Origin of the sequence: Paraburkholderia polaris (assembly GCF_012927345.1) — a bacterium.
In the GTDB taxonomy this organism is placed as follows: Bacteria; Pseudomonadota; Gammaproteobacteria; order Burkholderiales; family Burkholderiaceae; genus Paraburkholderia; species Paraburkholderia polaris.
This window is the reverse complement of sequence record NZ_JABBGJ010000002.1, coordinates 280,381-303,836: the sequence shown is the minus strand read 5'-3', so window position 1 is coordinate 303,836 and position 23,456 is coordinate 280,381. Positions and strand designations below refer to the sequence as shown.

Genomic DNA, 23,456 nt, shown 5'->3' with positions numbered 1-23,456 from the left:
TGTCAGGTCAGGACGGACGCGTGGGCAACCGGAACCCAAGGAGCTCCGTGAGGAAGTGCTTATCCGGGTCATCAGATCGGAGAAATACTACGGCAGTTCGCGCCGGCGAATAGCGCAAAATTTTGATTGATCAAATCGAATTTTTTGAAGCTTCGTTTAATCGGAGTTCGGAAAGGCGACCAAGCCGCGCAAAGTCGCGCGCAATAAGCAAGGCGAAGGGCGTCGATATCATAGGCTTGCAGCCGCGGGCGAACGAAAGCGCTCGCTCGCCTGCTGTTTAAGCCACGACAAATCGTTTCAGTGACTTGTGCCAGTCACTAGCTGCAGCGGCGTTTCAATGACCCGCGACAATTCGCTCTGCTTTCTCTGTTCGGTGACCGCCTTCAACGCCACGTCGACGCCGAACACAGCTTGCCGATCGGCAAACTGATTCATCGTCGCGAGCACGCGGCCGTCGGCGAGCAGCGGCTTGATCGCATCGCTGTCGTTATACCCGGTGACATAAACACCGCCGGTTCTCCCCGCATCGCGAACAGCATCCACCGCCCCCATTGCCATATTGTCGTTACCGCACATCAACGCACGGATTTGCGGATAGTCCGTTAACATCCTCGACGCAACGTCCCGACCTTTCCCATAGTCCCAGTCCCCCGCTTGTATGGCGACGATCTTCATGCCGGCCGCGCTCATTGCGTCCTTGCTGCCGGCCGTGCGCTGCTGCGCATTGCGGTCGGCGGAAATACCTCCGATGACCCCAACCTGATCGCCCGCCTTGAGCCGCTCCGCAAGATAATCGCCCACCTGCTTCGCGCCCTTGAGGTTATTCGGTCCGACGAACGGCACGGAGATGTGGGCAGCATCCTGCGACGCCTCATCGAGCGGGTTGTCGATCGTGACCATGATGATGCCGGCCTTGATCCCCCGCGCCACGACGGCTGTCAGCGCCTTCGAGTCAGTCGGCGCGATGACGATCGCATTCATCCTCGCGTTGATCAACTCGTCCACCATTCGGATCTGCACGGCAGTATCGTTCTCCGTTGCCGTTCCGCGAATGGTCAAGCCGAACTGCGACGCAAAGTGCTTCTGATAGTTCTGCGCAGCGTTCGCCATCGCTACCGTGAACGGATCAGTCGTCGACTTCAACACGAGGGCGATCTTCAGCTTGCCGCCCTGCATTGCATCGACCCGAGCCGCACCTGTCAGGCCTGCCGCAGCAAGCGTGCCGGCAACCAGCACGCGGCGGCGCATCCTCTGCGTCATTGATTTTCTCTCCTTAGGCTTAGCGGGCGAACGGTCGCATTGGGTTCACACAAAAAACAGATCAAATCGCCGCCCACGCTGCGGCGTCCCGATCGCTGGCGCCCGTTAGCTGCCGCAAAACGGAAGCGATTTCGTCGAACAACGGTCGGCTGCCGATATCTTCGCTCAGGCATTTCTCTTTCAACGCAACCAGTTTCGCCGCGATGTTCGCGTCTGCAGCCACATCCAGGCTGTCGCTTCGATCGATCAACTCCTCGAGCAGACAACCATACGCTCTGACTTCGAGGCGCTGCAGCGCAACGCCTCGGTCTCGATCATCAGTAGCATAGAAAGACGCCGCGCCAAAATCGCCCAGCAACGCGCGACCCTGCCCACCATGCAGAATATTGTGTGCATACAGATCACCATGCATCACACCTTGCCGATGCAGATGACACGCTGCCGACGCGACGCCGTATGCAATGCGTAGGGCCGAGGCCAACCCGAAGCGCGTGCCGGTGCCATAGACGTCGCGCGTGCATGACTCGAGGCTCGGTGGTCCGGCAAGATTAGTGAATTGCGGATCGATCAACTCCATCACGAGGCCATGTGCGCCCGCCGGATGGTCCTTCACTTTGCCCACCACCGGAATCAGGTTCGGATGATCGCCGGTACGAATGCAGGCCGCCATCTCGCAGTCTGGCAGTCCATCGCTCGTCACCGCGCCCTTGAACAACTTGACGGCCACAGGCCTGCTCGCATCGTCATGACGAGCAACAAGCGCCGCGCGATAAATGACACCGGACGCACCCTCGCCCAACTGCGCTTCGAGTTTCAAGTCATTCCATCGAATATCGGCAATCGGTGTATCGGTCAGTGCCGCCGTCTCCAGCGCTTCGCTGAACGGATTGCCGGCGTAAGCCAGCCAGGAAAGCCGTGGCAGACGCAGCAACCAGGCAGGCAGTCCACTGAGTTGATTTGCCGCGAGACGCAACAGTTCGAGCCGCGAGCAGGCAGCCAGTTCCTCGGGCAGTGTGCGCAACCGGTTACCGGCAAGCATCAACTTCTGCAGTTGCGTGCAGGCGCCGATTTCTGGCGGTAGTGCTTCGATCTCGTTGTCGGTGAGGATCAACCACCGCAGCAGCGGCGGCAGCGATTTGCCAGAAACTTCGCGGATGCGGTTGGCTTTGAAGCCGACCATGCTCAGTTGCGAACACTGCCCGAGGACTTCCGGTAATTCAGTGAACGGGTTGTCAGAAGCAAAGATGACGCGCAGCTTGCTCAGCCGTGGCAAATCATCGGGCAGCGCTGAGAGTGCATTGCCGGACAGATCGAGAATTTCCAGCGTGTCGGCCAGATCGAAAATCTCACGCGGAAATTCGCTCAGGCCGCACGCCAGTTTGAGGCGGCGGGTACCCGCCAGTTGTCCGGCCCGCAGTTGTTCCAGGGTGGTTGTCACAGTCGTAGAGAAGATATCCGATTGCCGGTGGGCGATGTGCCGAAGGTATCAATTCTACTGAGTCCCGGGCCACGCGCAGAATTGGATAGCAAGATCCGGCGTGACCTCAGCGAGGACGCGGTTTAAGCTGTCAGGTATCGGAGCCATTGCACAGCGAGTTCGCAGCCTCGCATCAAGCCATGTCAGCCTCCAGCCAGCCAGGAACCCAGCAAAGTGACATACGCATACAAGTTAATGAACTCCCCCGTTGGCGAACTAAAGCTCGTTGCAAACGGCAACCGGCTTGCCGCCATTCTGTGGGAGAACGACAAGCCGAACCGGGTGCGTCTGCCGGAGATAGTCGAAGCGGATGAGCGCCCGATCCTGATCGAAACCGAGAGGCAATTGAACGAATATTTCGCAGGGACGAGAGACCGGTTCGACCTTGAACTCGACTTCCAGGGAACGGAGTTCCAGAAGAAGGTTTGGGCGGCGCTGCTAACGATCCCGTTTGGCGAGACGCGCAGCTACGCGGACATCGCTACACAAATCGGGAACATCAACGCGGTGCGGGCCGTGGGCGCGGCGAACGGCAGAAATCCGATCTCGATCGTGGCGCCCTGTCATCGCGTGATCGGCGCGTCCGGCGATCTGACCGGCTTTGCTGGCGGACTGGCAAACAAGATGTTTCTTCTGTCGCTCGAAGCCGGGCAAACTTCGCTGGAAGCGGCTGCGGATTCGGCTGCGGCTGCGGCTGCGGCTTCAACCACCGCACCGGAAACGGTCGACCGGGAAACGCCGGTGAAATCGGCACGCCCACTGCCAAACCGCGGGACGCAGGCCTCGTTGTTCGGCAACTGAGGCAATTCGAGAATCCTGCGCTGGCCTCAGGCGATGGCGTTGGATGCTTAGCGATAGGTCACATCGCCCGCAGGCTCGCATATGCAGTCACCGCCATCCACACATCAGCCACGTCAGCCACGTCAGCCACGTCAGCCACGTCATTTCAACAATACTTGAAATATGAAAACGATCGGCGTATCGTTTGGCCATGGACTCGAACCTCGTTGTACGCGCCCTTGGCGCGCTCGCTCATGAATCACGGCTGGCGATCTTCCGTTTGCTGGTCGTCGCCGGGCCGGATGGCATGGCCGCTGGTGAAATCGCGCAGCAGCTCGGGCTTTCCCCATCAAGCCTCTCGTTCCACCTCAAGGATCTGTCACATGCCGAGCTGGTGAAACCGCGGCAGGACGGGCGCTTCATCATCTATTCAGCGAATTTCGACGCGATGACGGGCCTGATCGCCTTCCTGACTGAAAACTGCTGCGCCGGCGGACCATGCGCCGCGAGCAACCTCCCCGGCTGCTGCGAAAAATGAGCACCACCAACAGCATGGCGCGCGGCGCACGGCCGGCGATTGGATTCTTCGAGCGTTATCTGACCGTCTGGGTGGCGCTGTGCATCGTATGCGGCATTCTGCTCGGGCAACTGCTGCCGCCACTCTTTCAGGCGATCGGCCGCATGGAAGTGGCACAGGTCAATCTTCCGGTTGGCGTGCTGATCTGGGTGATGATCATTCCGATGCTGGTCAAGATCGATTTTGCCGCGATGACCCAGGTGAAAAGCCAGTGGCGCGGTATCGGCGTGACCTTGTTTGTGAACTGGTTCGTCAAACCGTTTTCGATGGCGTTGCTCGGCTGGATTTTCATTCGACATGTGTTCGCGCTGTGGCTTCCCGCAGGTCAACTCGACAGCTATATCGCCGGTCTCATTCTGCTTGCCGCCGCGCCGTGCACGGCGATGGTGTTCGTCTGGTCGCAACTCTGCAAGGGCGACCCGTATTTCACGCTATCGCAAGTGGCGCTCAACGACGCCATCATGATCGTGGCATTCGCGCCGCTCGTCGCCCTCCTGCTGGGTTTGTCGGCGATTACGGTGCCATGGGACACGCTGATTATTTCGGTCGGCTTGTATATCGTCATCCCCGTCATCCTCGCGCAGTGGTTGCGCCGTCATCTGCTCGCCAAAGGCGGCGCGCATTTCCAGCAGGCGGTTGCTCATCTCGCGCCCTATTCGATCAGCGCGTTACTGGCAACCCTCGTACTGCTGTTCGCCTTCCAGGGGCAGGCAATCGTCAAGGAACCGCTGGTCATCGCGATGCTCGCAGTGCCGATTCTGATTCAGGTGTTCTTCAATTCCGGCCTCGCGTATCTGCTCAATCGTCGGCTTGGCGTTGCGCATTGCGTCGCAGGCCCGTCGAGTCTGATCGGCGCAAGCAATTTCTTCGAGCTTGCGGTGGCCACCGCGATCAGCCTGTTTGGATTTCATTCGGGCGCGGCGCTTGCCACTGTGGTCGGTGTGCTGATCGAAGTGCCGGTGATGCTGCTGGTGGTCGGCGTCGTCAATCGTTCGCAGCACTGGTACGAAGCAAAACACAGCGTTAAAGGACAGCGTATATGAGCGTCACGATCTATCACAACCCGCAGTGCGGCACCTCGCGCAATACGCTGGCAATGATTCGCAACGCCGGCATTGAACCGGAGGTCATCGAATATCTGAAGAGTCCGCCCGATCGAGACACGCTGAAAGACCTGATCGAGCGCGCGGGTCTCACCGTGCGCGCCGCGCTGCGCGAGAAGGGCACGCCGTATGCGGAACTCGGCCTTGCGGAGGCGTCCTTGAGCGATGAGCAATTGCTCGATGCGATGCTGGCGCATCCGATCCTCATCAATCGCCCGATTGTGGTCAGCCCGCTCGGCGTGCGTCTATGCAGGCCCTCCGAGGTCGTTCTCGATATCCTGCCCGCAGCACAACAAGGAGCGTTTACAAAAGAAGACGGCGAGCAGGTGATCGACAGCGCAGGACGGAGGGTGCGTTAATGTCCGCGGATCTGCCCAACATCAGCGGCCCACACTTCCACACGCCGGATCTGCAAAAACTCGAACCGCAAGCGGTTTCGCAACACGCCCCGCGAATTCTGCTGTTATATGGGTCATTGCGTCCCACTTCGTTCAGCAAACTGCTCACACTCGAAGCCGAACGCATCCTGCGCCAATTCGGCGCTGAAACACGGGTCTTCGATCCGCACGGCCTGCCGATCACGGACAGCGTGGCGGCCGATCATCCGAAGGTCGTCGAACTTCGCAAACTGTCCGAGTGGTCGGAGGGACAGGTGTGGTGCAGCCCGGAGCGTCACGGTACGCTCACGGCCGTGTTCAAGAATCAGATCGACTGGCTGCCGCTCGAAAGCGGCGGCGTGCGCCCCACGCAAGGACGCACGCTCGCGGTGATGCAGGTATGCGGCGGTTCGCAATCGTTCAATGCCGTCAACGCGCTACGCGTGCTGGGCCGCTGGATGCGGATGGTGACGATCCCCAATCAGTCGTCGGTAGCGAAGGCGTATCAGGAATTCGACGCCGGCGGCCGGATGAAATCCTCTGCCTATTACGACCGCCTCATCGACGTGATGGAGGAGCTGTACAAGTTCACGTTGCTGGTGCGGGACCGTTCGGACTACCTGACAGATCGCTACAGCGAACGCAAGGAAGCGCATCCGGAACTGGCGGCTACGTTGGCGGCCGCCGCGATGGATCAGGAAGCGGCGAGCGCCAATGCGGACACCGACGACAGCGAAACGGAATGACGGCGACGGCCTCGCCAGTGCTAACCCTGACGCTCGCAGCGCATAAACCACCTATCCTTAAGATGCCCTTTTGGCATCGACCAGGAGGAAGACATGCGCATGCTTCTCAACGTACGGATACCACACGAACCGTTCAACACGCTGGTGCGCGAAGGCACGGCCGGCGAAGTGATAGGGAGAATTCTCGAAGAATTAAAACCGGAAGCCGCCTACTTTACCGAGCAGAATGGAACACGCGGCGCGGTACTTGTGGTGAACCTCGACGATCCGTCGGGAATTCCGGCACTCGCAGAACCATTTTTTCTGAAACTCAACGCCGACGTCGAACTGCGCGTCGCCATGGTGGCGGAAGATCTCATGAAAGCCGGGTTGGAGAGTCTCGGCTCAAAATGGAAGTAGCGCATATGCGCGTATCAAACGATATGTTTGCCGCCTGCGGCTCATGAGATGCGCCGCCGACGGCAACACACGCAGAGGCTGAAACCTGCACGCCGATCATCCGAGTTCAAATGACGTCACGCCAAACACGCGTTTAATGTCGATAACTGGCGATTCCTGCGTGTACATCCGTGCCGTTTCAAAGACGCTCGTCATGCCATGCCGCTCGGCCAGCTCGACAGCAGCAGGATTGATTTCCGGCACATCAAGAACGACCACCTCGCCCGGCATGCGCGCCACCAACGCATCGAACAGATCGCCGGCGATCTCATCACTATCGGCGAAGAGCGGTCCAATCTTGCATCCCGTTCTGCAACGGCGCAATACGCCGTAGCCGGCAACCTGAGCGTCACGAACTGCGACCTGCGCAATGGCGTCTGGTTGTCCGAGCCATGAGGTGAGAAAACGCTCACGCGCTGCGGGAAAGCACTGGCGATCGTAGTCAAACAGCGGTTCGAACGGCAGCGCCGACGCATTCAAAATAGTCGAACGCGTCGCGCCTTGGGCGATGGTTTGAACGACACCCTGAAAGCGAATGTTGCGATATGCAAGCCGAAAACCAGCCTTTCTGTAATTCTCCTGTTGAGCGACGACACCGTCCAATCCGACATTACGGTTACGCAGATAGTCCATGCCTTGCTGCCAGACGCGTATGCCAAAGCCTCTGCCGCGAAACTCCGGCTTCACGATATACAGACCGATAAAGCCGAAGTGTTCGCCGTAGGCGACTGCGGATAGGCAGGCGGCCGGTTCGCCGCGCCACTCGCCGATAAAAAACCCGTTGGGATCCCCGGCACGAAAGCACTCGGCATCGTGCAGGCCGGGGTTCCATCCTTCCAATGCAGCCCATTCGACCGACAAAGCTACGTCGTCGGCCGACATGTTGCGCACGATAAAATCACCATGCCCGTCCGGATTCGTCACGATCGCTTCACCCATTGCTCCTGAAGCCCACGCCGTCGATAGCAGCATCGAGCCCCGCCTTCGCCATGCGCGCGGCCAGCCACTGACGCGATGCCAGATCCACCGGCGAGGGCACCAGTCGCACGACGATCTGCCATGGCGTCCGTCAGCATCGATAAACCCGGGGCAGCGCTCAGAAGTTTGCGAAGAAGGCCCGGGCGGCGACCATGCAGAACGACGCGACCAGTTCACCGTGATAGGCCTGAAGCACAGCTGAGGCGCCACCGTCGGTTGCACCGCCCGCAACGGCCTGATTTGCGAGCGTCGCTTTCGCATTTGCAAAACCCTGCTTGATGGGCGCGTACGGATCATTGGGACCGGCGATCGGAGAGTCCACATCCAGCACGGACGTGAGCCCTGCCGGCACGTTGGCGTTCTGCCAGTAGGCCTGTTCGATGCGTGCGTTGAAGAAAAACACGGTGGGATCCGAGCCGCCGCCGCACAGCAGAACCGGCGCTCGCGGCAGCCAGTTACGTAAATCATTGCGCTTGAACGCCTGGCGCAGCGGATGCATAGGATTCGCCGCCGGCGTCATGGCAACCGTGGTGTTGGGAAACGCGCCATCGGGATTGGCCGCGGCGTCTTCCAGAAGACTCAGACGATAGGCATTGCGCACGAGATTGGCGTTGCCGAATCCGGCAGCAAACACAGGGGTCAGCGAGGGCGGTACGAGAGGCGGCGATGTCGGCGGCGTCATCGAAGCATATTGCGGCGCCGGTGGAACGCTGTTGAAGAGTTGCGTCGAGGGCAGTTTCCCCTTCGCAAACAACGTATCGAGCGGTTGCAAACTCGGCAGGAGATTCTCAATGCCCGGGGCATAGGCCGCTTCATAGAAGTCGCCAGGCTTGCGATAGATGTTCTCATAGGCGCGCTGGTAGCCCGTCACGATCAGGGTCGTGAATAGCGTCGACCCCAGATTCACCTCGCCTTCGATGAGCGCGTCCGCGGTGGCGGCAAGCGCATACGGCCCCGATCCAGGCGCCGATGCGGTGACCTTGACCCCGGCCGCTTGCAAAGCACGATGCGTTGCCAATGCCACGAAGCCGCCTTGCGAATAGCCGGTGACGAAGAGCTTGCCATTCTCGCGCGTCCTTCTTTCGGCCTTCACTTCACTCAGTGCGACCCGCGCCGCCCGAAGCGAGTCGATCACATCGGCGGATTGCTGACCGGCGTTCAGGTAGGGGTGATACGTGAGATCGGAGCCGGCATAGCCCGCGTAGTTGGTCGCCACCACGATATAGCCTTGGGCCGCGTACATGGCGGCAACGCTGATGCCTTCTCCGGCGCCGTCGCCGTTGCCCGGATCGGTTTGCGTGATATCGGCGATGTTGTAGTTGCGGTACGCGGTCGTACCGTGCGCGTAGAGCATCAGCGGACGCGGCCCGCTACATGCCGCCGATCGCCCGCCCGGAATCATCAGTGCGCCACTGGCCGTAGTGGGTTCGCCCGCGCCGCCGATGGTCCGGTAGCGGAAGGTCACGATCTCCACGCCACAAGCGGGCGCGCCGGCGATCTGCGCGAGTTGCTGACCGGACGCGTTCGACGCAAGCAATTTCGAAAACGCCGCGGCGCTGAGCCGTAACGTGACACGATGATCGAGTAGCTGGCCGCGGGCGTTGCATCCCTCATCGCAACCGGAGCCGGCTTGCACATAAGCACTGGCGCCCAACGTCAAACATGTCAGCAGCACGAGGGCCGCGTTTCGCATCGCGACAGGCATGTGAGGCTCCGTCTTGTTGGTATTGGTTGCGGCGATTGGGCTGCCTTACAGAGTGAGATGAGTATAGGTAAACGGATTGCCGCACCGCCAGCCCCATCTTTCGCGCGTTTTGCAACGGAAGCTTCATGAGGCCTCCGAGCGCCAGGCTCGATCGGCGTGCGAACGGCGGCCGTGCTCGCCGCGTGCCGCTTGCCGAGGGTGATTAGGGCGATCAGGTCATGACTTGCGTGATCAGTTCCTCGGCGCGGGAAAGAAATAGCTTCAACACAGGCGATGTATTCGATTTGCTATAGCCGATGACGAGATCGATTGTCGGCGTGTCGCCTTCGAGCGGCCGGCTCACGACCGACCACGGCAGCAGGTTGTTCGCATACTCCGGCATCAGCGCGAGGCCGCGGGTGGACGCCACGAGCGACATCGCCATCGCCAGATTGTCGACGCCATGTTCGGGCGTGATATTCACGCCGCTTTCCCGCAGATAGCGCTCGATCACGTCGTGGAGCACCTTCGCCTTGTTCGAGGCCATGATGAAGGTTTCACCGACAAAATCTTCCGGACGGATCGCCGCTCGCCCGGTCAAGCGATGGTCGCTCGGCATGAGCACAATGAGTTTCTCCCGGCTGACCACGCGATAGTCGAGATCGAAGCCCTCCTCCGCACGCAGGAACGCAAGGTCGAGCTTGCCGCGCGCCAGCGCATCGGCAAGGTCCGGGGAATAGTGGCTCGACACCGTCACGTCGATGTTGGGCAGTTCGTCGCGCAGCACCTGCATGGCGCGCGGCAACCAGGTCATTTCCTGGCCGGTCAGAAAGCCCAGCGCAAAGACCTGCTTGGCAGGCCGCGAGGCGCGGCGTGCAGCCTCTGTGGCGGCGTCGACTTGCGTCAGCGCGAGTCGCGCGTGGTCGAGAAAGGCTTTGCCCGCCGCGGTCAGTTCGACCCCGCGAGCGCTGCGGCTGAACAGTTCCGCGCCAACCTCGTCTTCAAGATCGCGGATCTGCCGGCTCAGCGAGGGCTGCGACGTGTGCAGGCGCCGCTCGGCCGCCACGGTCAGGCTGCCCGTTTCGGCGACGGCCACGAAGTACCGCAGGTGTCGAAGCTCCATAAACCCTCTTTTGGCCGCCCATGCCTCATAGGCATAGCCACCAGCCTACAAAGTCTTTTTTCTTTGCGCAAGCTCCCACTACATTACCCATCAGACAGCGACGCGGACGACCAAACAAGCATCGGGACGCGACGCCACTGACCCTCAATCCATACCTTTTATCTATATCGCAGAGGAACGGAGTCTCATCATGACCAACCTGACCGGAAAGACCGCGCTCGTGACGGGCGCCTCACGCGGCATCGGCCGCGCCAGCGCCCTCGCGCTCGCAAAAGCGGGTGCACAGGTGCTCGTTCACTACAGCAGCGGAGAAAAGGAGGCGGATGCCGTCGTCGCTGAAATTCGTGCGGCTGGCGGCAACGCCCAGAAAGTCGCCGCGAATCTGCGCGACGCGGATGGCCCGCATGCGCTGGCCAAACAGGTGCGCGCCGTAGTCGGTCATCGTCTCGACATCCTCGTCGCGAACGCCGGCATTTCGAAGGCGGCAAGCATCGAGGACACCACCGTCGAAGATTTCGACAACCTGTTCGCCGTGAACGTGCGTGCGCCCTACTTCCTCGTGCAGCAATTGCTGCCGGCGATGTGCAAGGGCAGCAGCGTGGTGCTGCTCTCGTCGCTTGCGGCGCGTGCCGCAGTCGGTACGCTGACGGCTTATGCCGCTACCAAAGGCGCGGTCGATACGCTCGTGAAGCATTTCGCGTCCGCACTCGGTGAACGTGGGATTCGCGTGAATGCGGTCGCGCCGGGTGTCGTCGAAACCGACATGTCGAACTTCACCAAGACCGACGCGGGACGCGAGGTCACGCTCAGCATGCAGGCGCTCAAGCGCGTTGCGCAACCCGACGATATCGGCGGTGCGATCGCATTTCTTGCTTCGGACGCGGCCCGCTGGATTACCGGCGAAACGCTGCATGTCGACGGCGGCTCAAAGCTCTGATCTCGACGATATCCGTTCACACCGGAGGCGCCGGCGCCATGCAGCCCAGCGATGCAGGGTCGGCCGGCGTATTGGGCCGCCGCCGCTAGCGTCCACCTGGCAGCGTGGGCCCGCGCCTGCCTGTTACTTCCAGAGCGTGCGGCCGAAGAACGTCAATGTGCGGTCCCAGGCCTGCTGCGACCAGACCGGATCGAACTGGGTCCTTGCGATACGGCCCGGCCCGACTGCCGTTTCGTTCGCGAACGCATGGTACGCAAGATAGCGATGAAACTCGACGTCGACATTGGCCGCGGTGAGCTTCGCTTCCAATGCATCGACCGTCTCTGCTGGGAAGAATTCGTCTTGCGCCGCCCAGTGACCGAGAACCGGAACCTTGATCTTCGATGCGTCAATGTACTCGAGCGGAGGGAAGCCGTACCACACCACGCCGGCCGACACTTCAGGGATGTTGCATAGCGCGAGCAAGGTGAGCGCGCCACCCATGCAATAGCCAGTCACGCCGACGTTCGCCGTATGCTGCTTCAGATACTGAACGGCGCCGCGCACATCCTGAGTGGCGGCGTCGCCGAAGTCGAGCCCGCTCATCAGATGGTGTGCCTCTTCTTCTTCCACCGTCGATTTGCCACGGTAGAGATCGGGCACCAGCGCCAGATAGCCGGCTTGCGCGAGCCGGTCCGCCACGCCGCGAATCTGGTCGTTCAAACCCCACCACTCCTGAATCACGACGATGGCAGGCGCGCCCTCTGCCTTATGCGGGCTGGCCAGATAACCCTGGACATCCTTGCCGTCAGGGCGGCTAAACGTGATCATCGATCCTGTAGTCCGTTTCATCAGTTGCTCCTCGAGGTAGGCGAAGCCGCTAGCATAGCGCCAGTGCGGCAGGCTCTGCTGAGCTCAAGGTTTGCTGCGGACCGGTCGACGTTAAATGCGCCTCATGGAAAAACCGGGGGCTCTGTAATAATTCGGAATTGATTCGCTATGCGATCAGACATCACATTAATACCGAATAAATTCAATTAAGGAAATCCCTAAACAGATATCGGGGTCCCTTGCATATGAATTTGGTGATGTCCGACCGACAAATTTTTTGGCGTCTTTATGCGTGGCCGAAGCTTTTCGTTTATGATCTCTCCCCAGCGAAGTCGGTTACTAAAAGATAACCCTGTTCTGCGAAACCACGTCGCAACATGGTTAAATTTTTGTACGCGGCAAAAATGCCCGCCCCTCGCATCGAATCTGTAAAATTGACTGATTAACGTCTCTCAGGTTCTGGCATGCAGTCCTCGGACGCCAGAGTCTTTCCGGCCGACACAATGTGTCGGCTTTTTTTTGTCAATTCCATTCAGAAAAATCTTTAATCCGATTGATTTTCGAATACATTAATTCAACAGAAAAATTTAATCCCCCAAAAACCTTTGCGAGATTAAATTACCTTTTTGACGAGCACCTTTACATAGGCTAGATGGCAGTCGTTATCAGGACCGGCAGTCCGAGACATCGGAATCCAGGGCGGTCGCGAAGCTGGCGAGATTATCTCGCCACAATTCCTTGAAACGTTGTCGCTTGGACCTTTCAAACCAGGCGCAGCAATCATCAAAACGCTTACGCGATACGCGTCTGAAACTCACGCATGAAATCGACAAAGCGTCGAACGTTCGCCGCAGCTCACATCTTGTGCGTCGATAGAAAGATACTGGTTTCAGTGCTCGCAATTCCGTCAATCAGGCGGATCGCGCCGAGCACCCGATCGAAGTTCTCCAGCGAGTCCGCCCGCAACTCCGCGATGAGGTCCCACCGCCCATTGGTGCTGTGAATGGTTGCGACATTGGGATGGCCCCGTAGCACCTTCAACACGTCAGCCGCGCGGTTGCCTTCAACGGCAATCGACATCAGCGCGCGAATCCGGTGCGCCTCGGCAGCCGGTTTCAGCCGCACCGTATAACCCACGATCACGCCACTTTCCTCAAGACGCGTGAGCCGGTTCTGCACCGTCGCGCGCGCCACGCGCAGTTGCTTCGCCAGAGTCACCACCGACATGCGTGCGTTGTCACGCAACAGCGCAATGAGCTGCCTGTCGATGTCATCGAGATTGATCATGGTGGTTACCTATGTGGCCGGCGGCGGCGTTCCGGCGTCCGCGCGTCGTCTGGCGAAGCCGTCATACGCAAATGTACAAAACGCCATTCAAGCTGAGCATTTTGACACCTTAGCGGTGAAATTTGCGAGGTTTGCTGTCTTTTTGTTGGCGAGGGCTGAAGGAATAATTCCGTTGTCGCTCCCGCACCGGAGCTCGCATCAATAACGGAGACATGACCATGACCCGCTTTCTCGACGTACCCGCCGCGTACCGACTCGTCGCCGATATCGGCGTGCCGCGATTCCTGAGCGAACTCGCCGACACCATCCGCGCCGACTATCTTCGATGGCGCGAATTCGATAAGTCGCCGCGCATTGCATGTCACTCCAAGGTAGGCGTCATCGAATTGATGCCGGTCGCCGATGCGAACCTGTTCGCCTTCAAATATGTGAACGGCCATCCGATCAACGCCGAGCGCGGCATTCACACCGTGATGGCATTCGGCGCGCTCGCATCCGTCGATACGGGCTATCCACTGTTCCTCTCCGAACTCACACTGACCACTGCGCTGCGCACCGCGGCAACTTCCGCGCTCGTCGCAAGAAGCCTCGCCCGCCCGGACTCGCGAAGCATGGCCTTGATCGGCAACGGCGCGCAAAGCGAATTTCAGGCGATCGCGTTTCACACACTGCTCGGCATCAATGAGATTCGCGTGTTCGATGTCGATGCGCGCGCAACCGATAAGCTGGCGCGCAATCTTGCCGCATGGCCGGCCCTGCGTATCGTGCGCGCGACATCGGCCGCCGACGCGGTGCGCGGCGCCGATATCGTCACGACCGTCACCGCCGACAAGGCCTATGCGACGATCGTCACGCCGGACATGATCGAGCCTGGCATGCACCTGAACGCAGTCGGAGGTGACTGCCCCGGCAAGACCGAGTTGCATGCGGACGTGCTGCGGATGAGCCGCGTGATCGTCGAATATGAGCCGCAGACGCGTATTGAAGGTGACATCCAGCAACTCCCTGCCGATTCGCCCGTCATCGAACTGTGGAGAGTGCTTGCCGGAGAAGTGGTGGGCCGGGAAAACGCGGATCAGGTCACCGTGTTCGATTCCGTCGGCTTCGCACTCGAAGACTACTCGGCACTCCGCTATCTCCACGCACTTGCACAGCGCCGCAACGTGGGCATCGATGTCGCGTTGATCCCGACAGTCAGCGATCCCAAAGACCTGTTCGGCGGGTTGATGCAGACGCCGGACACAGCGGCCGACTTCACCCCTGCATTTGCCGACGCATTGGCATTCGCGCGCTGATCGAGTCTGCGATTCGGCCGTTTCGCCTCATATTCCCGCAACCCGTTTCCCACGAACCCCATGAATCTTCTGTCGATGCAGGCGCCCGCCGCCGTTGTCATGATTCGCCCTCACCGCTTTCATCCGAATCCGGAGACGGCGGCCGACAACGCATTCCAGCGTGCCAGCCACGCACGTGACTTCACGGAAACGACAGCGCTCGCCGCGGCGGCACGTGACGAAGTCAGCGCTGCGGTGGCAAGCCTGGAAGCCGCAGGCGTACGCGTTCATGTGTTCGACGATTGCGGGAAGAACGAGACACCCGATTCGGTCTTTCCGAACAACTGGTTCTCGACACACGCAGGCGGTCATGTAGCGCTCTTTCCAATGCACTCGGTCAACCGCCGGCGCGAGCGCAGGAACGACGTGATCGAAATGCTCAAGACCGAATATCGCGTGCAGGACGTGATCGACTACTCCGGACTGGAACGCGACGATGTCTTCCTGGAAGGCACCGGCGCAATGGTGCTCGACCACGTCGCACGCGTTGCGTATACGGCGCGCTCGCATCGCGCCGACCCAGTAGCGCTCGAACGCTTCTGTACGCATTTCAACTTCGAGCCGATGTGCTTCGATACCGCCGACGCGGAGGGCCGTGCCGTCTACCACACCAACGTCATGATGAGCGTAGCGACCGAATTCGCGCTGATCGGGCTAGACCTCATTCGTGACGACAAGCGCCGCGAGGAAGTACACACGCGCCTGCTGGAGAGCGGCCGGACTGTTATCGCCCTCACGCATGCGCAGGTCGGCAATTTTGCCGGGAATGCACTGGAATTGTCCGGGAAGGATGGCCGCGTTCTGGCGTTGTCAGAACGGGCGATGTCGTGCCTGACGGCGCAACAGAAAGCGCTCATCGAGCGTTCCGCGCAATTGCTGCCGTTGCGCGTGCCGACTATCGAGTTGGCCGGCGGATCGGTGCGCTGCATGCTCGCCGGGATCCATCTGGCACGACGTTAAGGCTATCGTTGCCGTCGACTGCGTTTCGCCCCGGCCAACTCAGCGGCTGTACGGTCACTTAGCGGAAGCGCTCAGGACGAAACGGATAGGGATCGGTGAAAGGCGCGGCGCCCGTCATCATTTCCGCGAGCAACCGGCCCGTCACGGGACCAAGCGTCAATCCGTGATGGTTGTGGCCAAACGCGAACCAGAGTCCTCGATGGCGATGCGCTCGCCCAATGACGGGCCGCATGTCGGGCGTACAGGGACGCAACCCAAGCCATGGCGCGTCGTCCAACCGGCGGCCCAGACCGAACACCGGCCGGGCGATGCTTTCCGCACGCGCGAGTTGAATGCCCGTCGGCGGGGCATCGCGCCGGGCGATTTCGACGCCTGTCGTCAAGCGCAAACGGCCTTCCATCGGCGCCACGACGTACCCTCTCTCCGTGTCGACAAACGGTACCGAGAGCATCGCCTTCGTAGCCGCGTAGTGCATGTGATAGCCGCGTTTCGCGCGCAGCGGTATGCGGTATCCGAGCGGCGCAAAAACCTTGTCGGACCACGGGCCGAGTGCCACGACCACCTCTTTGGCACTGATCCTGCCTTGCGACGTCTGCACGGTCCATGCGTCGGTTTCCAGACGTACCGTGGTCGCCTCTCCGGTCAGAAACGTGCCGCCGCCGTCTTGGAATAGTCGCGCATATCCCTTCGTCAACGCCCCCGGATTGGAAATACTCTTCGGGTCCTGCCAATGCAAAGCGCCACAAAAACCCTCTCCTAAGCCAGGTTCGCGCGCCAGAAGTCGCGCGGCATCGAGCGACGCCGCCCGCAACCCATATTGACGCGCCGTTACTTCGGCGGCTGCCGCCTGCCGTTCAAATTCCGTTCGCGTGCGGAATGCCTCCAGCCAGCCGCCGTCATGTGCGAGCCTTTCGAGGCCAGCACGCCCGATCAGCACGTTGTGCTCGGCGACGCTCTCGCGGATCAACGGCAGCATGTCGCGCGCGGCCGCCTCGAGCCGCTCCGGGGACGACGCCCACCAGAATCGCGCGAGCCACGTGGCGAAAGACGGCAAGGCCTTGTAGTCCCAGTAAAGGTCGGTAGATCGATTACGCATGTAGCGCAGCAGCGTACCGAGATCGCGTGGAAAGGCGTATGGGACCACCGACGAGCGCTCGATCAGACCTGCATTGCCGAAACTCGTCTCTTCTCCTGGGCCACGCCGATCGACGAGGGCCACACGGCGCCCGCCATCCTGCAGATGCAGCGCCGACGACACGCCGACGATCCCAGCGCCCAGCACGATCACATCGAAATCCATAAGCTCGCTCGAATCTGCGTATCGGACTCACGAGCCTGCATTTGATAACGCGCGCCCGAGTCCGGAAAACTCACTACAAGGTCTGAACGCCCGGTGCGATTCGTCTCGCACCGGGCCATGAACGCATTACTTCGCGATGATGTCGCGCTTGAAGTACTTCTGCGAAAGCATGCTGAGCGTACCGTCCTTTTTCAAAGCGACGAGCGCGGCATCGATCTTTCCGGCCAACGCCTTGTCGCCCTTGCGCAAGCCGAAGCCGGTCCCTTCGCCAAGCGTTGCCGGATCGCTGAGCGGCTGGCCGACAATCGCATAGTCATGGCCCGACGGCTTGTTCAGGAAACCATCCTCAACCGTCTGTGCTTCCTGAACAGCCGCATCCAGGCGCCCGGCAACGAGGTCGGCATACACCTGATCCTGGTCCTGGTACGAGACGATCGATACGCCGGCATTCGCCCAGTGGGCCTTGAGGAAATCTTCCTGCGACGATCCCTGCAGGACGCCGACGCGTTTGCCCTGGAGGCTCTTCACATCCGGCAGCAAGGGGGAACCACGCTTTGCCACCATCACGATCGGCACCACGTAGATCGGCGGCGTGAAATCGATGGACTGTTTGCGCTTGTCCGTGATGTTCATGGCGGAATTGATGACATCGAATTTGCGCGCCTGCAACGCGGGAATCAAGCCGTCGAACGAATTCTCCACCCACTCGCACTTCACGCCCATCTTCGCGCAGACCGCGTTGCCGACGTCGACGTCGAATCCCTGCAATTGCCCGCTCGGCGACTTGCTCTCGAACGGCGGATACGCTGCCTCGATCCCGAAACGCAAGGTGCTTTGAGTCTCCGCGCTGACGGTGCCGACCGAACCGATTAACGCAGCAGCGACGAAAAGTGTGAGTGAAAGCTTCAGAGGCATGGTGGTTCCCAGTGTAGTTGAAGGGTCGCGAATTCAGGGTACGGACGGTCGCTAACGGTGCAACCTCGAGAAGCCGCGTGAGATGCAAAGGAGACGGCCTCTCACACTCGCTCTGGAACAACAGTCTATTCTGGACATCCGCAAATGCAAGCGATTTTCACAATAAAAGTCCAGACTGGACTTTTTGACTTTAGAATTGTGTTGACGCCGCAAGCCGGCAACGATGTGGAGAGCAGGCCCATGAGCAGCACAGACAAAGTATTCCCGTTGATCGTCCAGCAGGACGCGGTGCGTAAAGCGCTGCCCCATCTCGATGTGCGCGGTGCGTTGACACGCATGTTTCTCGCGCTGGCGAACGACTCCGCGGTGCAGCCGCCGCAGACCTTCACCCCCTTTCCGCAAGGGGCCGGCGATTTCATTACCTACCTCGGGGTCATGGCGGACGCCAAGGTATTTGGAGCCAAGTTGTCGCCGTGCATCGTGACTGAATCGAAACCGGTCGTTACGGCGTGGACCGCACTGATGTCGATGGAAACGGGCCAGCCTTTGATGTGGTGCGATGCGGGTCTGCTCACCATCGAGCGCACCGCCGGTGCGACCGCATTAGCGGTGGATCACCTTGCGGTGCCCCACGCGCGCCGGCTCGCCATCGTCGGCGCGGGTGCGGTGGGACAGGCCCATTTGCGCCACCTCGCAGCGCTACGGCCATGGGACTCGATCAACGTGTTCTCACCCGAGCTTGCGGGGAACGAAGCGAAGCGCGCGGCGATCAGCGCCCTTCATGACCGTGTGCTGGTTTGCACCAAGCTTGAAGACTGCTTGCGCGATGCTGATGTGGTGGCGTTGTGCACGTCCTCAGGCACGCCGGTACTATCGGAAGAAATGCTGACGAAGCCGGCGCTCATTACGTCGATCAGCACGAACGTCGCGAATGCTCACGAAATTCCGCCCGCGTGGCTTCGAAACATGGATGTTTATTGCGACTACCGGCAAACCACGCCGGCCAGCGCGGGGGAAATGAAATTGGCGGCGCAGTTGCATGACTGGTCGCCGGCGAGCGTGCTCGGCGACCTGCCTGAGTTGGTGTCCGGCACTGCCAGAAAACCCTCCTGGCGACAGCACGCTTTTTTTCGCTCAATTGGACTTGGACTTGAAGACGTGGCGATCGCCAACGAACTATTCAGACACCTGGCCGGGCAGCGCAGCGATTAGGAAAACGTGATTGGGCAAGCCGGCAAGCGTCCCGTGAGAAAGAAAGATGCAGACAGTCTGCGATTCGATCTTTAACGACGGGTTGAAACCCGCCTGATGGCGGGTACGTCGCTCATGGCAAAATGGCGCACAACATGCGGATTCGCAGCACCGTGGCGCAACACGTTGCAGACTTTCCGGAAACTGGAATTGCACCCATCCCTATGCGAAAGACTAAGACAACGGCCGCACGCAGGCTTCTTCTGGATCGATACGGCCGTGTCGCCGACGGTATCGCCCTGCTCTTTTTTCCCTACGTTGAAATCGTCCTTCATGACTTGCAAAGCCAGACCGTTGCTTACATAGCAAACAACCTGTCCAAGCGCGAACTGGGCGACGAATCGGCACTGGAAGAAATCGACCATTCGGTGGAATCAGGCACGATTGGCCCATACGAAAAAATCAATTGGGACGGCCGGCGGATGCGCTGTGTCAGTACGGTACTCTTTGACGATGCTGGCGTTGCCGTTGGTGTGATGTGCGTGAACTACAACATTGCGGTCTTCGAGGACATGAAGCATGTCATCGACCGCGTGATCTCCGGCGCCGGCTTGATCAAGCAGCCTGAAGAATTGTTCAAGGACGACTGGCAAGAACGTATCAACACGTTTCTTCACGCATGGCTTCAGGAGCGTCAGCTGGCGCTGAACTCACTGACCCGCGACCATCGTCGCGAATTGGTCGAAGCTCTTTGGGCCGAAGGCGCGTTCAAAGGGAAAAGTGCCGCAAACTATGTGGCAAACGTGCTGGGGATGGGACGCGCGACCGTGTATCAACACATAAGAGATCTGCGCGACGCGGCAGCCTGAGAAGGCGCGGATAGGGGCGGCCAGGTTTTTGATTGTGGCGGCGACGCTGCTGCCCTGCATGGCCGTTGCATTGAAAAAACGAGCCCGGCGATCGGTCCTTAGCCGGAACGCGTTGGTCGACGCGCCGCCCCTCTTACCAGCGGCGCGTCGATACTACTCAGCCTTATTGGCCCGTATACCCGACCGGAACAGTCGCATTGGTTTTGGCAACCGTCGCGTTGTTCGAGACGATGTACTGCGGCACCTCGGTGAGAGTCAGCGTGACTTGGCCGTTGGTATAGGCAACCGTGCTGGTATTGCCGTAACCATCGATCTTCGTCACGTTGCCCGACGTACCGGGGCTGTCGACCTGAAGCGAATAGCTCGTCGAGTATGTCTGGCTATAAACGCCGCCACTCGCAGGCCACTGCGCATTGCTGTGCGCCCAAGCAGCAGTCACCACCTTGCCGTTACCGAGTTGCTGGAACGCATACGCAAAGGTTCCCGACGGCGTACCCGTGACTCGACCCAAGGTATTCGTGCCGTCCAGCACACGTGTCATCGTGGCAAAGGCCATCGCTTCGGGCTTCGGCGAGAGGTTCGTCGCACCGTAGGCGCCTTGTGCGTCATTCAGGTCGAAGAACGAGCCGTATCCGACTTCGCCCGGATAGTCAGGACCATAGAAAAGCGTCGTCAACTGTGCGCCACCGCCAAGCACAATGATGTGCGACCGCACGCCAACCGCGGCGTGAGCAAACAACTGGTTCTGCGACGGCACCGTGGGGCCGTAGTTAAGACCCGGATCGTAGCTCGTGCCAGCTTCGGTGAAGAAGAGCTTCATGTTCGGCTTGCCCGCTTGCATCACCGAACGCAACTGCGTCATCTGGTTGTCGAGCGCGTTTGCCTGATTCGCCGGATCCGGATCGGAATCCTGCAATTCAGGCGGATGAGCCGGATAGGTTCCCGCATTCCAGTAGCCATGCGTTGAGACTGCATCGATGTAATTCCACAGGCCCAGCGCACCGAACTTCTGCAGATAACCGGTTGTGCAGGTGTCGCAATTCGCAGGGAACGGGTTGCCGGTGCCCATCACGACGGCATTCGGATCGGTCGAGTGAATGCCCTGGTAAGCGGCCTTATACATGGCGACGAAGTTCGCGTCGCTATCCGCCCAGCCGAGGCTCGGCTCCCACGTCACCTGATAGTAGTTGCTTTGCTGGTTCGGGTAGCTTGCAGCGCGGATCAGACTCGTATCGGTACCGACCTTGGCCATGAAACTCTGGAACTCAGGCATGTTCAACGGCGCATAGTAGCTGTCGTTGAACTGGCCCGTCTTTGAATCCCATGCAGGCAGTCCATCGAGACGCACGATTCGCATCTGATCCGGATTAGCCTTATAGAACGGATCGAGGTCATTTACGCTCGGCGTGTACGTGTTGGGGCCATTGGGTTCCATGGCCGATACTTCACGGTCGTCGATGGTCCACGAGATTCCGAGATCGTGCAGCGCGGCGATGTTGCCGTTGAAGCCCTGCATGCCGAAGCGGTGCTGATCCTGATGCGCATAGGTAACGGTGCCGAGCACCGACGTCAGGTTCGGCAACACACCGAACGTCGCGATACCCACCGGACGCGTGCCGGTGTTTGGCAACGTGCCGCCGTTCGAGCGCAGCGTCGCGGTAAGCGCGCCATAGCCTGACCACGTCGACGTGCATGGAATCGAGTTGGTTTGCACGCCGGCGCTAACCGCAAAACTGCCCTGCGTCTTGATCGCGCCATTCGAGTCCGCCACGGACCAGACAACCGTGTCCGCGCTCGGCGCGTTCGTCGTAATCGCGAGTGTGAACGGTGCGTTGTTCTGGAAAATGCGCATGCCGTCGGTCGTGGGCGTATCTGCGCTGATCACTCCGTTCGCGGTTCCGCCAGCTGTGTGTGTGGGCGTGCCGCACGAGAGGGTCGAACTGCCCGGCGTTGGCGTTGGCGTTGGCGTTGGCGTCGGCGTCGGCGTCGGCGTCGGAGTCGGAGTCGGAGTCGGAGTCGGAGTCGGAGTCGGCGTCGGAGCCGGTGCCGGAGTCGGAGCCGGTGCCGGAGTCGGCGTCGGCGTCGGCGTCGGCGTCGGCGTTGGCGTCGGCGTCGGCGTCGGCGTCGGCGTTGGCGTTGGCGTTGGCGTTGGCGTTGGCGTCGGCGTTGGCGTCGGAGTCGGTGTCGGTGTCGGTGTCGGCGTCGGGCTAGCGGAAGCCGCTCTCATCCAGCATGATTTGCCGTAGCCGTATGCGGGATCTGTCTGCGATACCGCGCCGACATAGCATCCGACGCCGTTGCTGAAGGTAGCGGGGGCCGTCAACATAACCGACGGCGAGGTGGGCGGAACCGCACCGAACACCACCGAGGCTGTTCCGAGGAATTTGCAGGTGCCGTTCTCTTGTGCGCACGACTTGTATTGCAGTCCTGCGACGGTGATGGTGCTCGTTGCAGCCAGCGTGTTTTCTGCACCAAACCATGCAAACACTGTTGCTGCCGCAACCCCCAGAAGTTTGAAATTTCTCGTCATTGACCGTATGTATCGCTAAGAAGCAGGTTATCCCCGAGGATTCAGCAAGATCGATCTAAGCCGTCCAGCTTTGGCGTTTTTTGAGTACAGAGAGAGTTGAAGCGGCGAACGCGATGATCGCGTTCATTGCTGATGAAGCTGGCGCTGCCGATGTGTTATCCGCTGGCAGATACCGTTAGGCATTCGAGCAACGCTGAGCGCGGCCAGGCGACAGCGCGCTCAACATTTCGATCTGTCATGGGCCAACGGATATTTATTACGTAATCCTTACCATCAACCAAAAAGATCTGCGTGATGCCGTTCTATCAGTGATTTATGGCGAACCCGGCGGCCTCGATGTCGGTCGAGGAAAATCGAGGAAGCGGCAGGCACGTCCGGAACCCGAAACTAATTAGGTTTCGAGCCCAATTCCGGCAATGCAGCTCCGTGAAAGTCGCTGACAGGTCACGTTAAAGTCGCTCGACTCATTCGCAACCCATTCGTATGAAGGACGTTGACCCAGCACCGCGCGAACGCCTACCCGTGCAAGCTTTACTTGATCGATGCGGATTCCGGCACAGGCTCGGCATTACTTACAGCCATCTTTTTGGCAGACGAATTATAAACGTTTCATCTATGTAACGTGCCCACGACCCTGGGTGATAAGTAGTAGTTCAAAGAATTTTCCGAAAAATGCTCCCGACGATTTTCAAAATGAGAAGAAACGGAAAATCTCTGCCTCAACAGGGCGCGGAAAACGGAAGTCTTTGACTCTTGTCGAAGGAAAAATAAATCGGTCGA

Annotated in this window: 21 protein-coding genes; 11 read left to right on the top strand and 10 right to left on the bottom strand. The window is 60.0% G+C overall.

Annotated elements, in window-relative coordinates:
- Positions 1-297: 297 nt before the first annotated feature.
- Both HHL24_RS02555 and HHL24_RS02550 read right to left on the bottom strand, forming a co-directional pair.
- The gene (locus tag HHL24_RS02555; protein WP_169483814.1) at positions 298-1,260 is read right to left on the bottom strand and encodes a substrate-binding domain-containing protein; all 963 of its coding nucleotides are present in this window, start codon (positions 1,258-1,260) and stop codon (positions 298-300) included.
- Between the two features lie 61 nt (positions 1,261-1,321).
- Positions 1,322-2,698, bottom strand: coding sequence for a leucine-rich repeat-containing protein kinase family protein (locus tag HHL24_RS02550; RefSeq protein WP_169483813.1), 1,377 nt, complete (start codon positions 2,696-2,698; stop codon positions 1,322-1,324).
- Positions 2,699-2,911: 213 nt separating this feature from the next.
- Between HHL24_RS02550 and HHL24_RS02545 the strand changes: the two genes are divergently transcribed.
- The 6 genes from HHL24_RS02545 to HHL24_RS02520 all read left to right on the top strand — a co-directional run bounded on the left by HHL24_RS02545 (position 2,912) and on the right by HHL24_RS02520 (position 6,719).
- Positions 2,912-3,538, top strand: a complete 627-nt coding sequence (locus tag HHL24_RS02545; protein WP_169483812.1) for a methylated-DNA--[protein]-cysteine S-methyltransferase — start codon at positions 2,912-2,914, stop codon at positions 3,536-3,538.
- Positions 3,539-3,728: 190 nt separating this feature from the next.
- Entirely contained in the window at positions 3,729-4,055 is a 327-nt protein-coding gene (locus tag HHL24_RS02540; protein ID WP_169483811.1) for an ArsR/SmtB family transcription factor, read from the top strand.
- Entirely contained in the window at positions 4,052-5,137 is a 1,086-nt protein-coding gene (arsB, locus tag HHL24_RS02535; protein WP_169483810.1) for an ACR3 family arsenite efflux transporter, read from the top strand. Before HHL24_RS02540 ends, arsB begins: the two co-directional genes overlap by 4 nt.
- Entirely contained in the window at positions 5,134-5,556 is a 423-nt protein-coding gene (gene arsC / locus HHL24_RS02530; protein WP_169483809.1) for an arsenate reductase (glutaredoxin), read from the top strand. The genes arsB and arsC overlap by 4 nt, the downstream gene beginning before the upstream one ends.
- Positions 5,556-6,320, top strand: coding sequence for an arsenical resistance protein ArsH (gene arsH, locus HHL24_RS02525; protein ID WP_169483808.1), 765 nt, complete (start codon positions 5,556-5,558; stop codon positions 6,318-6,320). Before arsC ends, arsH begins: the two co-directional genes overlap by 1 nt.
- 93 nt (positions 6,321-6,413) lie before the next feature.
- On the top strand, positions 6,414-6,719 hold the full coding sequence (locus HHL24_RS02520) for a panthothenate synthetase (protein WP_169483807.1): 306 nt from the start codon (positions 6,414-6,416) through the stop codon (positions 6,717-6,719).
- 96 nt (positions 6,720-6,815) lie between these two features.
- Here the strand turns inward: HHL24_RS02520 and HHL24_RS02515 are convergent, their stop codons facing one another.
- The 3 genes from HHL24_RS02515 to HHL24_RS02505 all read right to left on the bottom strand — a co-directional run bounded on the left by HHL24_RS02515 (position 6,816) and on the right by HHL24_RS02505 (position 10,543).
- Positions 6,816-7,697, bottom strand: a complete 882-nt coding sequence (locus HHL24_RS02515) for a GNAT family N-acetyltransferase (protein ID WP_169483838.1) — start codon at positions 7,695-7,697, stop codon at positions 6,816-6,818.
- A 157-nt stretch (positions 7,698-7,854) separates the two neighbouring features.
- Positions 7,855-9,441, bottom strand: a complete 1,587-nt coding sequence (locus HHL24_RS02510; protein ID WP_169483806.1) for an alpha/beta hydrolase family protein — start codon at positions 9,439-9,441, stop codon at positions 7,855-7,857.
- 211 nt (positions 9,442-9,652) lie between these two features.
- On the bottom strand, positions 9,653-10,543 hold the full coding sequence (locus HHL24_RS02505) for a LysR substrate-binding domain-containing protein (RefSeq protein WP_169483805.1): 891 nt from the start codon (positions 10,541-10,543) through the stop codon (positions 9,653-9,655).
- Between the two features lie 190 nt (positions 10,544-10,733).
- On the opposite strand from HHL24_RS02505, the gene HHL24_RS02500 reads away from it, so the two are divergent.
- Complete coding sequence (locus tag HHL24_RS02500; protein ID WP_169483804.1) at positions 10,734-11,480, top strand: SDR family NAD(P)-dependent oxidoreductase; 747 nt, start codon at positions 10,734-10,736, stop codon at positions 11,478-11,480.
- Between the two features lie 123 nt (positions 11,481-11,603).
- On the opposite strand, the gene HHL24_RS02495 is transcribed toward HHL24_RS02500, so the two are convergent.
- Positions 11,604-12,311: a dienelactone hydrolase family protein gene (locus tag HHL24_RS02495; protein ID WP_169483803.1), complete on the bottom strand. Its 708-nt coding sequence runs from the start codon at positions 12,309-12,311 to the stop codon at positions 11,604-11,606.
- A gap of 834 nt (positions 12,312-13,145) precedes the next feature.
- On the bottom strand, positions 13,146-13,577 hold the full coding sequence (locus tag HHL24_RS02490) for an Lrp/AsnC family transcriptional regulator (protein ID WP_169483802.1): 432 nt from the start codon (positions 13,575-13,577) through the stop codon (positions 13,146-13,148).
- Positions 13,578-13,795: 218 nt separating this feature from the next.
- On the opposite strand from HHL24_RS02490, the gene HHL24_RS02485 reads away from it, so the two are divergent.
- A complete protein-coding gene (locus tag HHL24_RS02485) occupies positions 13,796-14,872 on the top strand; it encodes an ornithine cyclodeaminase (RefSeq protein ID WP_169483801.1) in 1,077 nt (358 codons plus the stop codon).
- Positions 14,873-14,932: 60 nt separating this feature from the next.
- Positions 14,933-15,871 carry a citrulline utilization hydrolase CtlX gene (gene ctlX / locus HHL24_RS02480; RefSeq protein WP_169483800.1) on the top strand — a complete coding sequence of 313 codons (939 nt, stop codon included), beginning with the start codon at positions 14,933-14,935 and terminating at the stop codon, positions 15,869-15,871.
- Between the two features lie 58 nt (positions 15,872-15,929).
- Here ctlX and HHL24_RS02475 read toward each other — a convergent pair whose 3' ends face one another.
- Together HHL24_RS02475 and HHL24_RS02470 are read right to left on the bottom strand one after the other, a co-directional pair.
- A complete protein-coding gene (locus tag HHL24_RS02475; protein ID WP_169483799.1) occupies positions 15,930-17,171 on the bottom strand; it encodes an NAD(P)/FAD-dependent oxidoreductase in 1,242 nt (413 codons plus the stop codon).
- Positions 17,172-17,297: 126 nt separating this feature from the next.
- The gene (locus tag HHL24_RS02470; protein ID WP_169483798.1) at positions 17,298-18,086 is read right to left on the bottom strand and encodes an ABC transporter substrate-binding protein; all 789 of its coding nucleotides are present in this window, start codon (positions 18,084-18,086) and stop codon (positions 17,298-17,300) included.
- Positions 18,087-18,326: 240 nt separating this feature from the next.
- Here HHL24_RS02470 and HHL24_RS02465 point away from each other — a divergent pair, with 240 nt between their 5' ends.
- Together HHL24_RS02465 and HHL24_RS02460 are read left to right on the top strand one after the other, a co-directional pair.
- A complete protein-coding gene (locus tag HHL24_RS02465; protein ID WP_169483797.1) occupies positions 18,327-19,298 on the top strand; it encodes an ornithine cyclodeaminase family protein in 972 nt (323 codons plus the stop codon).
- A gap of 203 nt (positions 19,299-19,501) precedes the next feature.
- Positions 19,502-20,146, top strand: a complete 645-nt coding sequence (locus HHL24_RS02460) for a helix-turn-helix transcriptional regulator (RefSeq protein WP_169483837.1) — start codon at positions 19,502-19,504, stop codon at positions 20,144-20,146.
- Positions 20,147-20,309: 163 nt separating this feature from the next.
- Here the strand turns inward: HHL24_RS02460 and HHL24_RS02455 are convergent, their stop codons facing one another.
- Positions 20,310-22,676, bottom strand: a complete 2,367-nt coding sequence (locus HHL24_RS02455) for a hypothetical protein (protein WP_169483796.1) — start codon at positions 22,674-22,676, stop codon at positions 20,310-20,312.
- Between the last annotated feature and the right edge of the window lie 780 nt (positions 22,677-23,456).

Excerpts from the sequence above, each read along its gene's own strand:
- HHL24_RS02505 (WP_169483805.1), bottom strand. The coding sequence starts at position 10,543 with ATGGAGCTTCGACACCTGCGGTACTTCGTGGCCGTCGCCGAAACGGGC.
- HHL24_RS02475 (WP_169483799.1), bottom strand. The coding sequence starts at position 17,171 with ATGGATTTCGATGTGATCGTGCTGGGCGCTGGGATCGTCGGCGTGTCG.
- arsC (WP_169483809.1), top strand. The coding sequence starts at position 5,134 with ATGAGCGTCACGATCTATCACAACCCGCAGTGCGGCACCTCGCGCAAT.
- ctlX (WP_169483800.1), top strand. The coding sequence starts at position 14,933 with ATGAATCTTCTGTCGATGCAGGCGCCCGCCGCCGTTGTCATGATTCGC.
- arsH (WP_169483808.1), top strand. The coding sequence starts at position 5,556 with ATGTCCGCGGATCTGCCCAACATCAGCGGCCCACACTTCCACACGCCG.
- HHL24_RS02555 (WP_169483814.1), bottom strand. The coding sequence starts at position 1,260 with ATGACGCAGAGGATGCGCCGCCGCGTGCTGGTTGCCGGCACGCTTGCT.
- HHL24_RS02465 (WP_169483797.1), top strand. The coding sequence starts at position 18,327 with ATGAGCAGCACAGACAAAGTATTCCCGTTGATCGTCCAGCAGGACGCG.
- HHL24_RS02510 (WP_169483806.1), bottom strand. The coding sequence starts at position 9,441 with ATGCCTGTCGCGATGCGAAACGCGGCCCTCGTGCTGCTGACATGTTTG.
- HHL24_RS02455 (WP_169483796.1), bottom strand. The coding sequence starts at position 22,676 with ATGACGAGAAATTTCAAACTTCTGGGGGTTGCGGCAGCAACAGTGTTT.
- HHL24_RS02500 (WP_169483804.1), top strand. The coding sequence starts at position 10,734 with ATGACCAACCTGACCGGAAAGACCGCGCTCGTGACGGGCGCCTCACGC.
- HHL24_RS02470 (WP_169483798.1), bottom strand. The coding sequence starts at position 18,086 with ATGCCTCTGAAGCTTTCACTCACACTTTTCGTCGCTGCTGCGTTAATC.
- HHL24_RS02520 (WP_169483807.1), top strand. The coding sequence starts at position 6,414 with ATGCGCATGCTTCTCAACGTACGGATACCACACGAACCGTTCAACACG.
- HHL24_RS02485 (WP_169483801.1), top strand. The coding sequence starts at position 13,796 with ATGACCCGCTTTCTCGACGTACCCGCCGCGTACCGACTCGTCGCCGAT.
- HHL24_RS02540 (WP_169483811.1), top strand. The coding sequence starts at position 3,729 with ATGGACTCGAACCTCGTTGTACGCGCCCTTGGCGCGCTCGCTCATGAA.
- HHL24_RS02515 (WP_169483838.1), bottom strand. The coding sequence starts at position 7,697 with ATGGGTGAAGCGATCGTGACGAATCCGGACGGGCATGGTGATTTTATC.
- HHL24_RS02490 (WP_169483802.1), bottom strand. The coding sequence starts at position 13,577 with ATGATCAATCTCGATGACATCGACAGGCAGCTCATTGCGCTGTTGCGT.
- HHL24_RS02460 (WP_169483837.1), top strand. The coding sequence starts at position 19,502 with ATGCGAAAGACTAAGACAACGGCCGCACGCAGGCTTCTTCTGGATCGA.
- arsB (WP_169483810.1), top strand. The coding sequence starts at position 4,052 with ATGAGCACCACCAACAGCATGGCGCGCGGCGCACGGCCGGCGATTGGA.
- HHL24_RS02495 (WP_169483803.1), bottom strand. The coding sequence starts at position 12,311 with ATGAAACGGACTACAGGATCGATGATCACGTTTAGCCGCCCTGACGGC.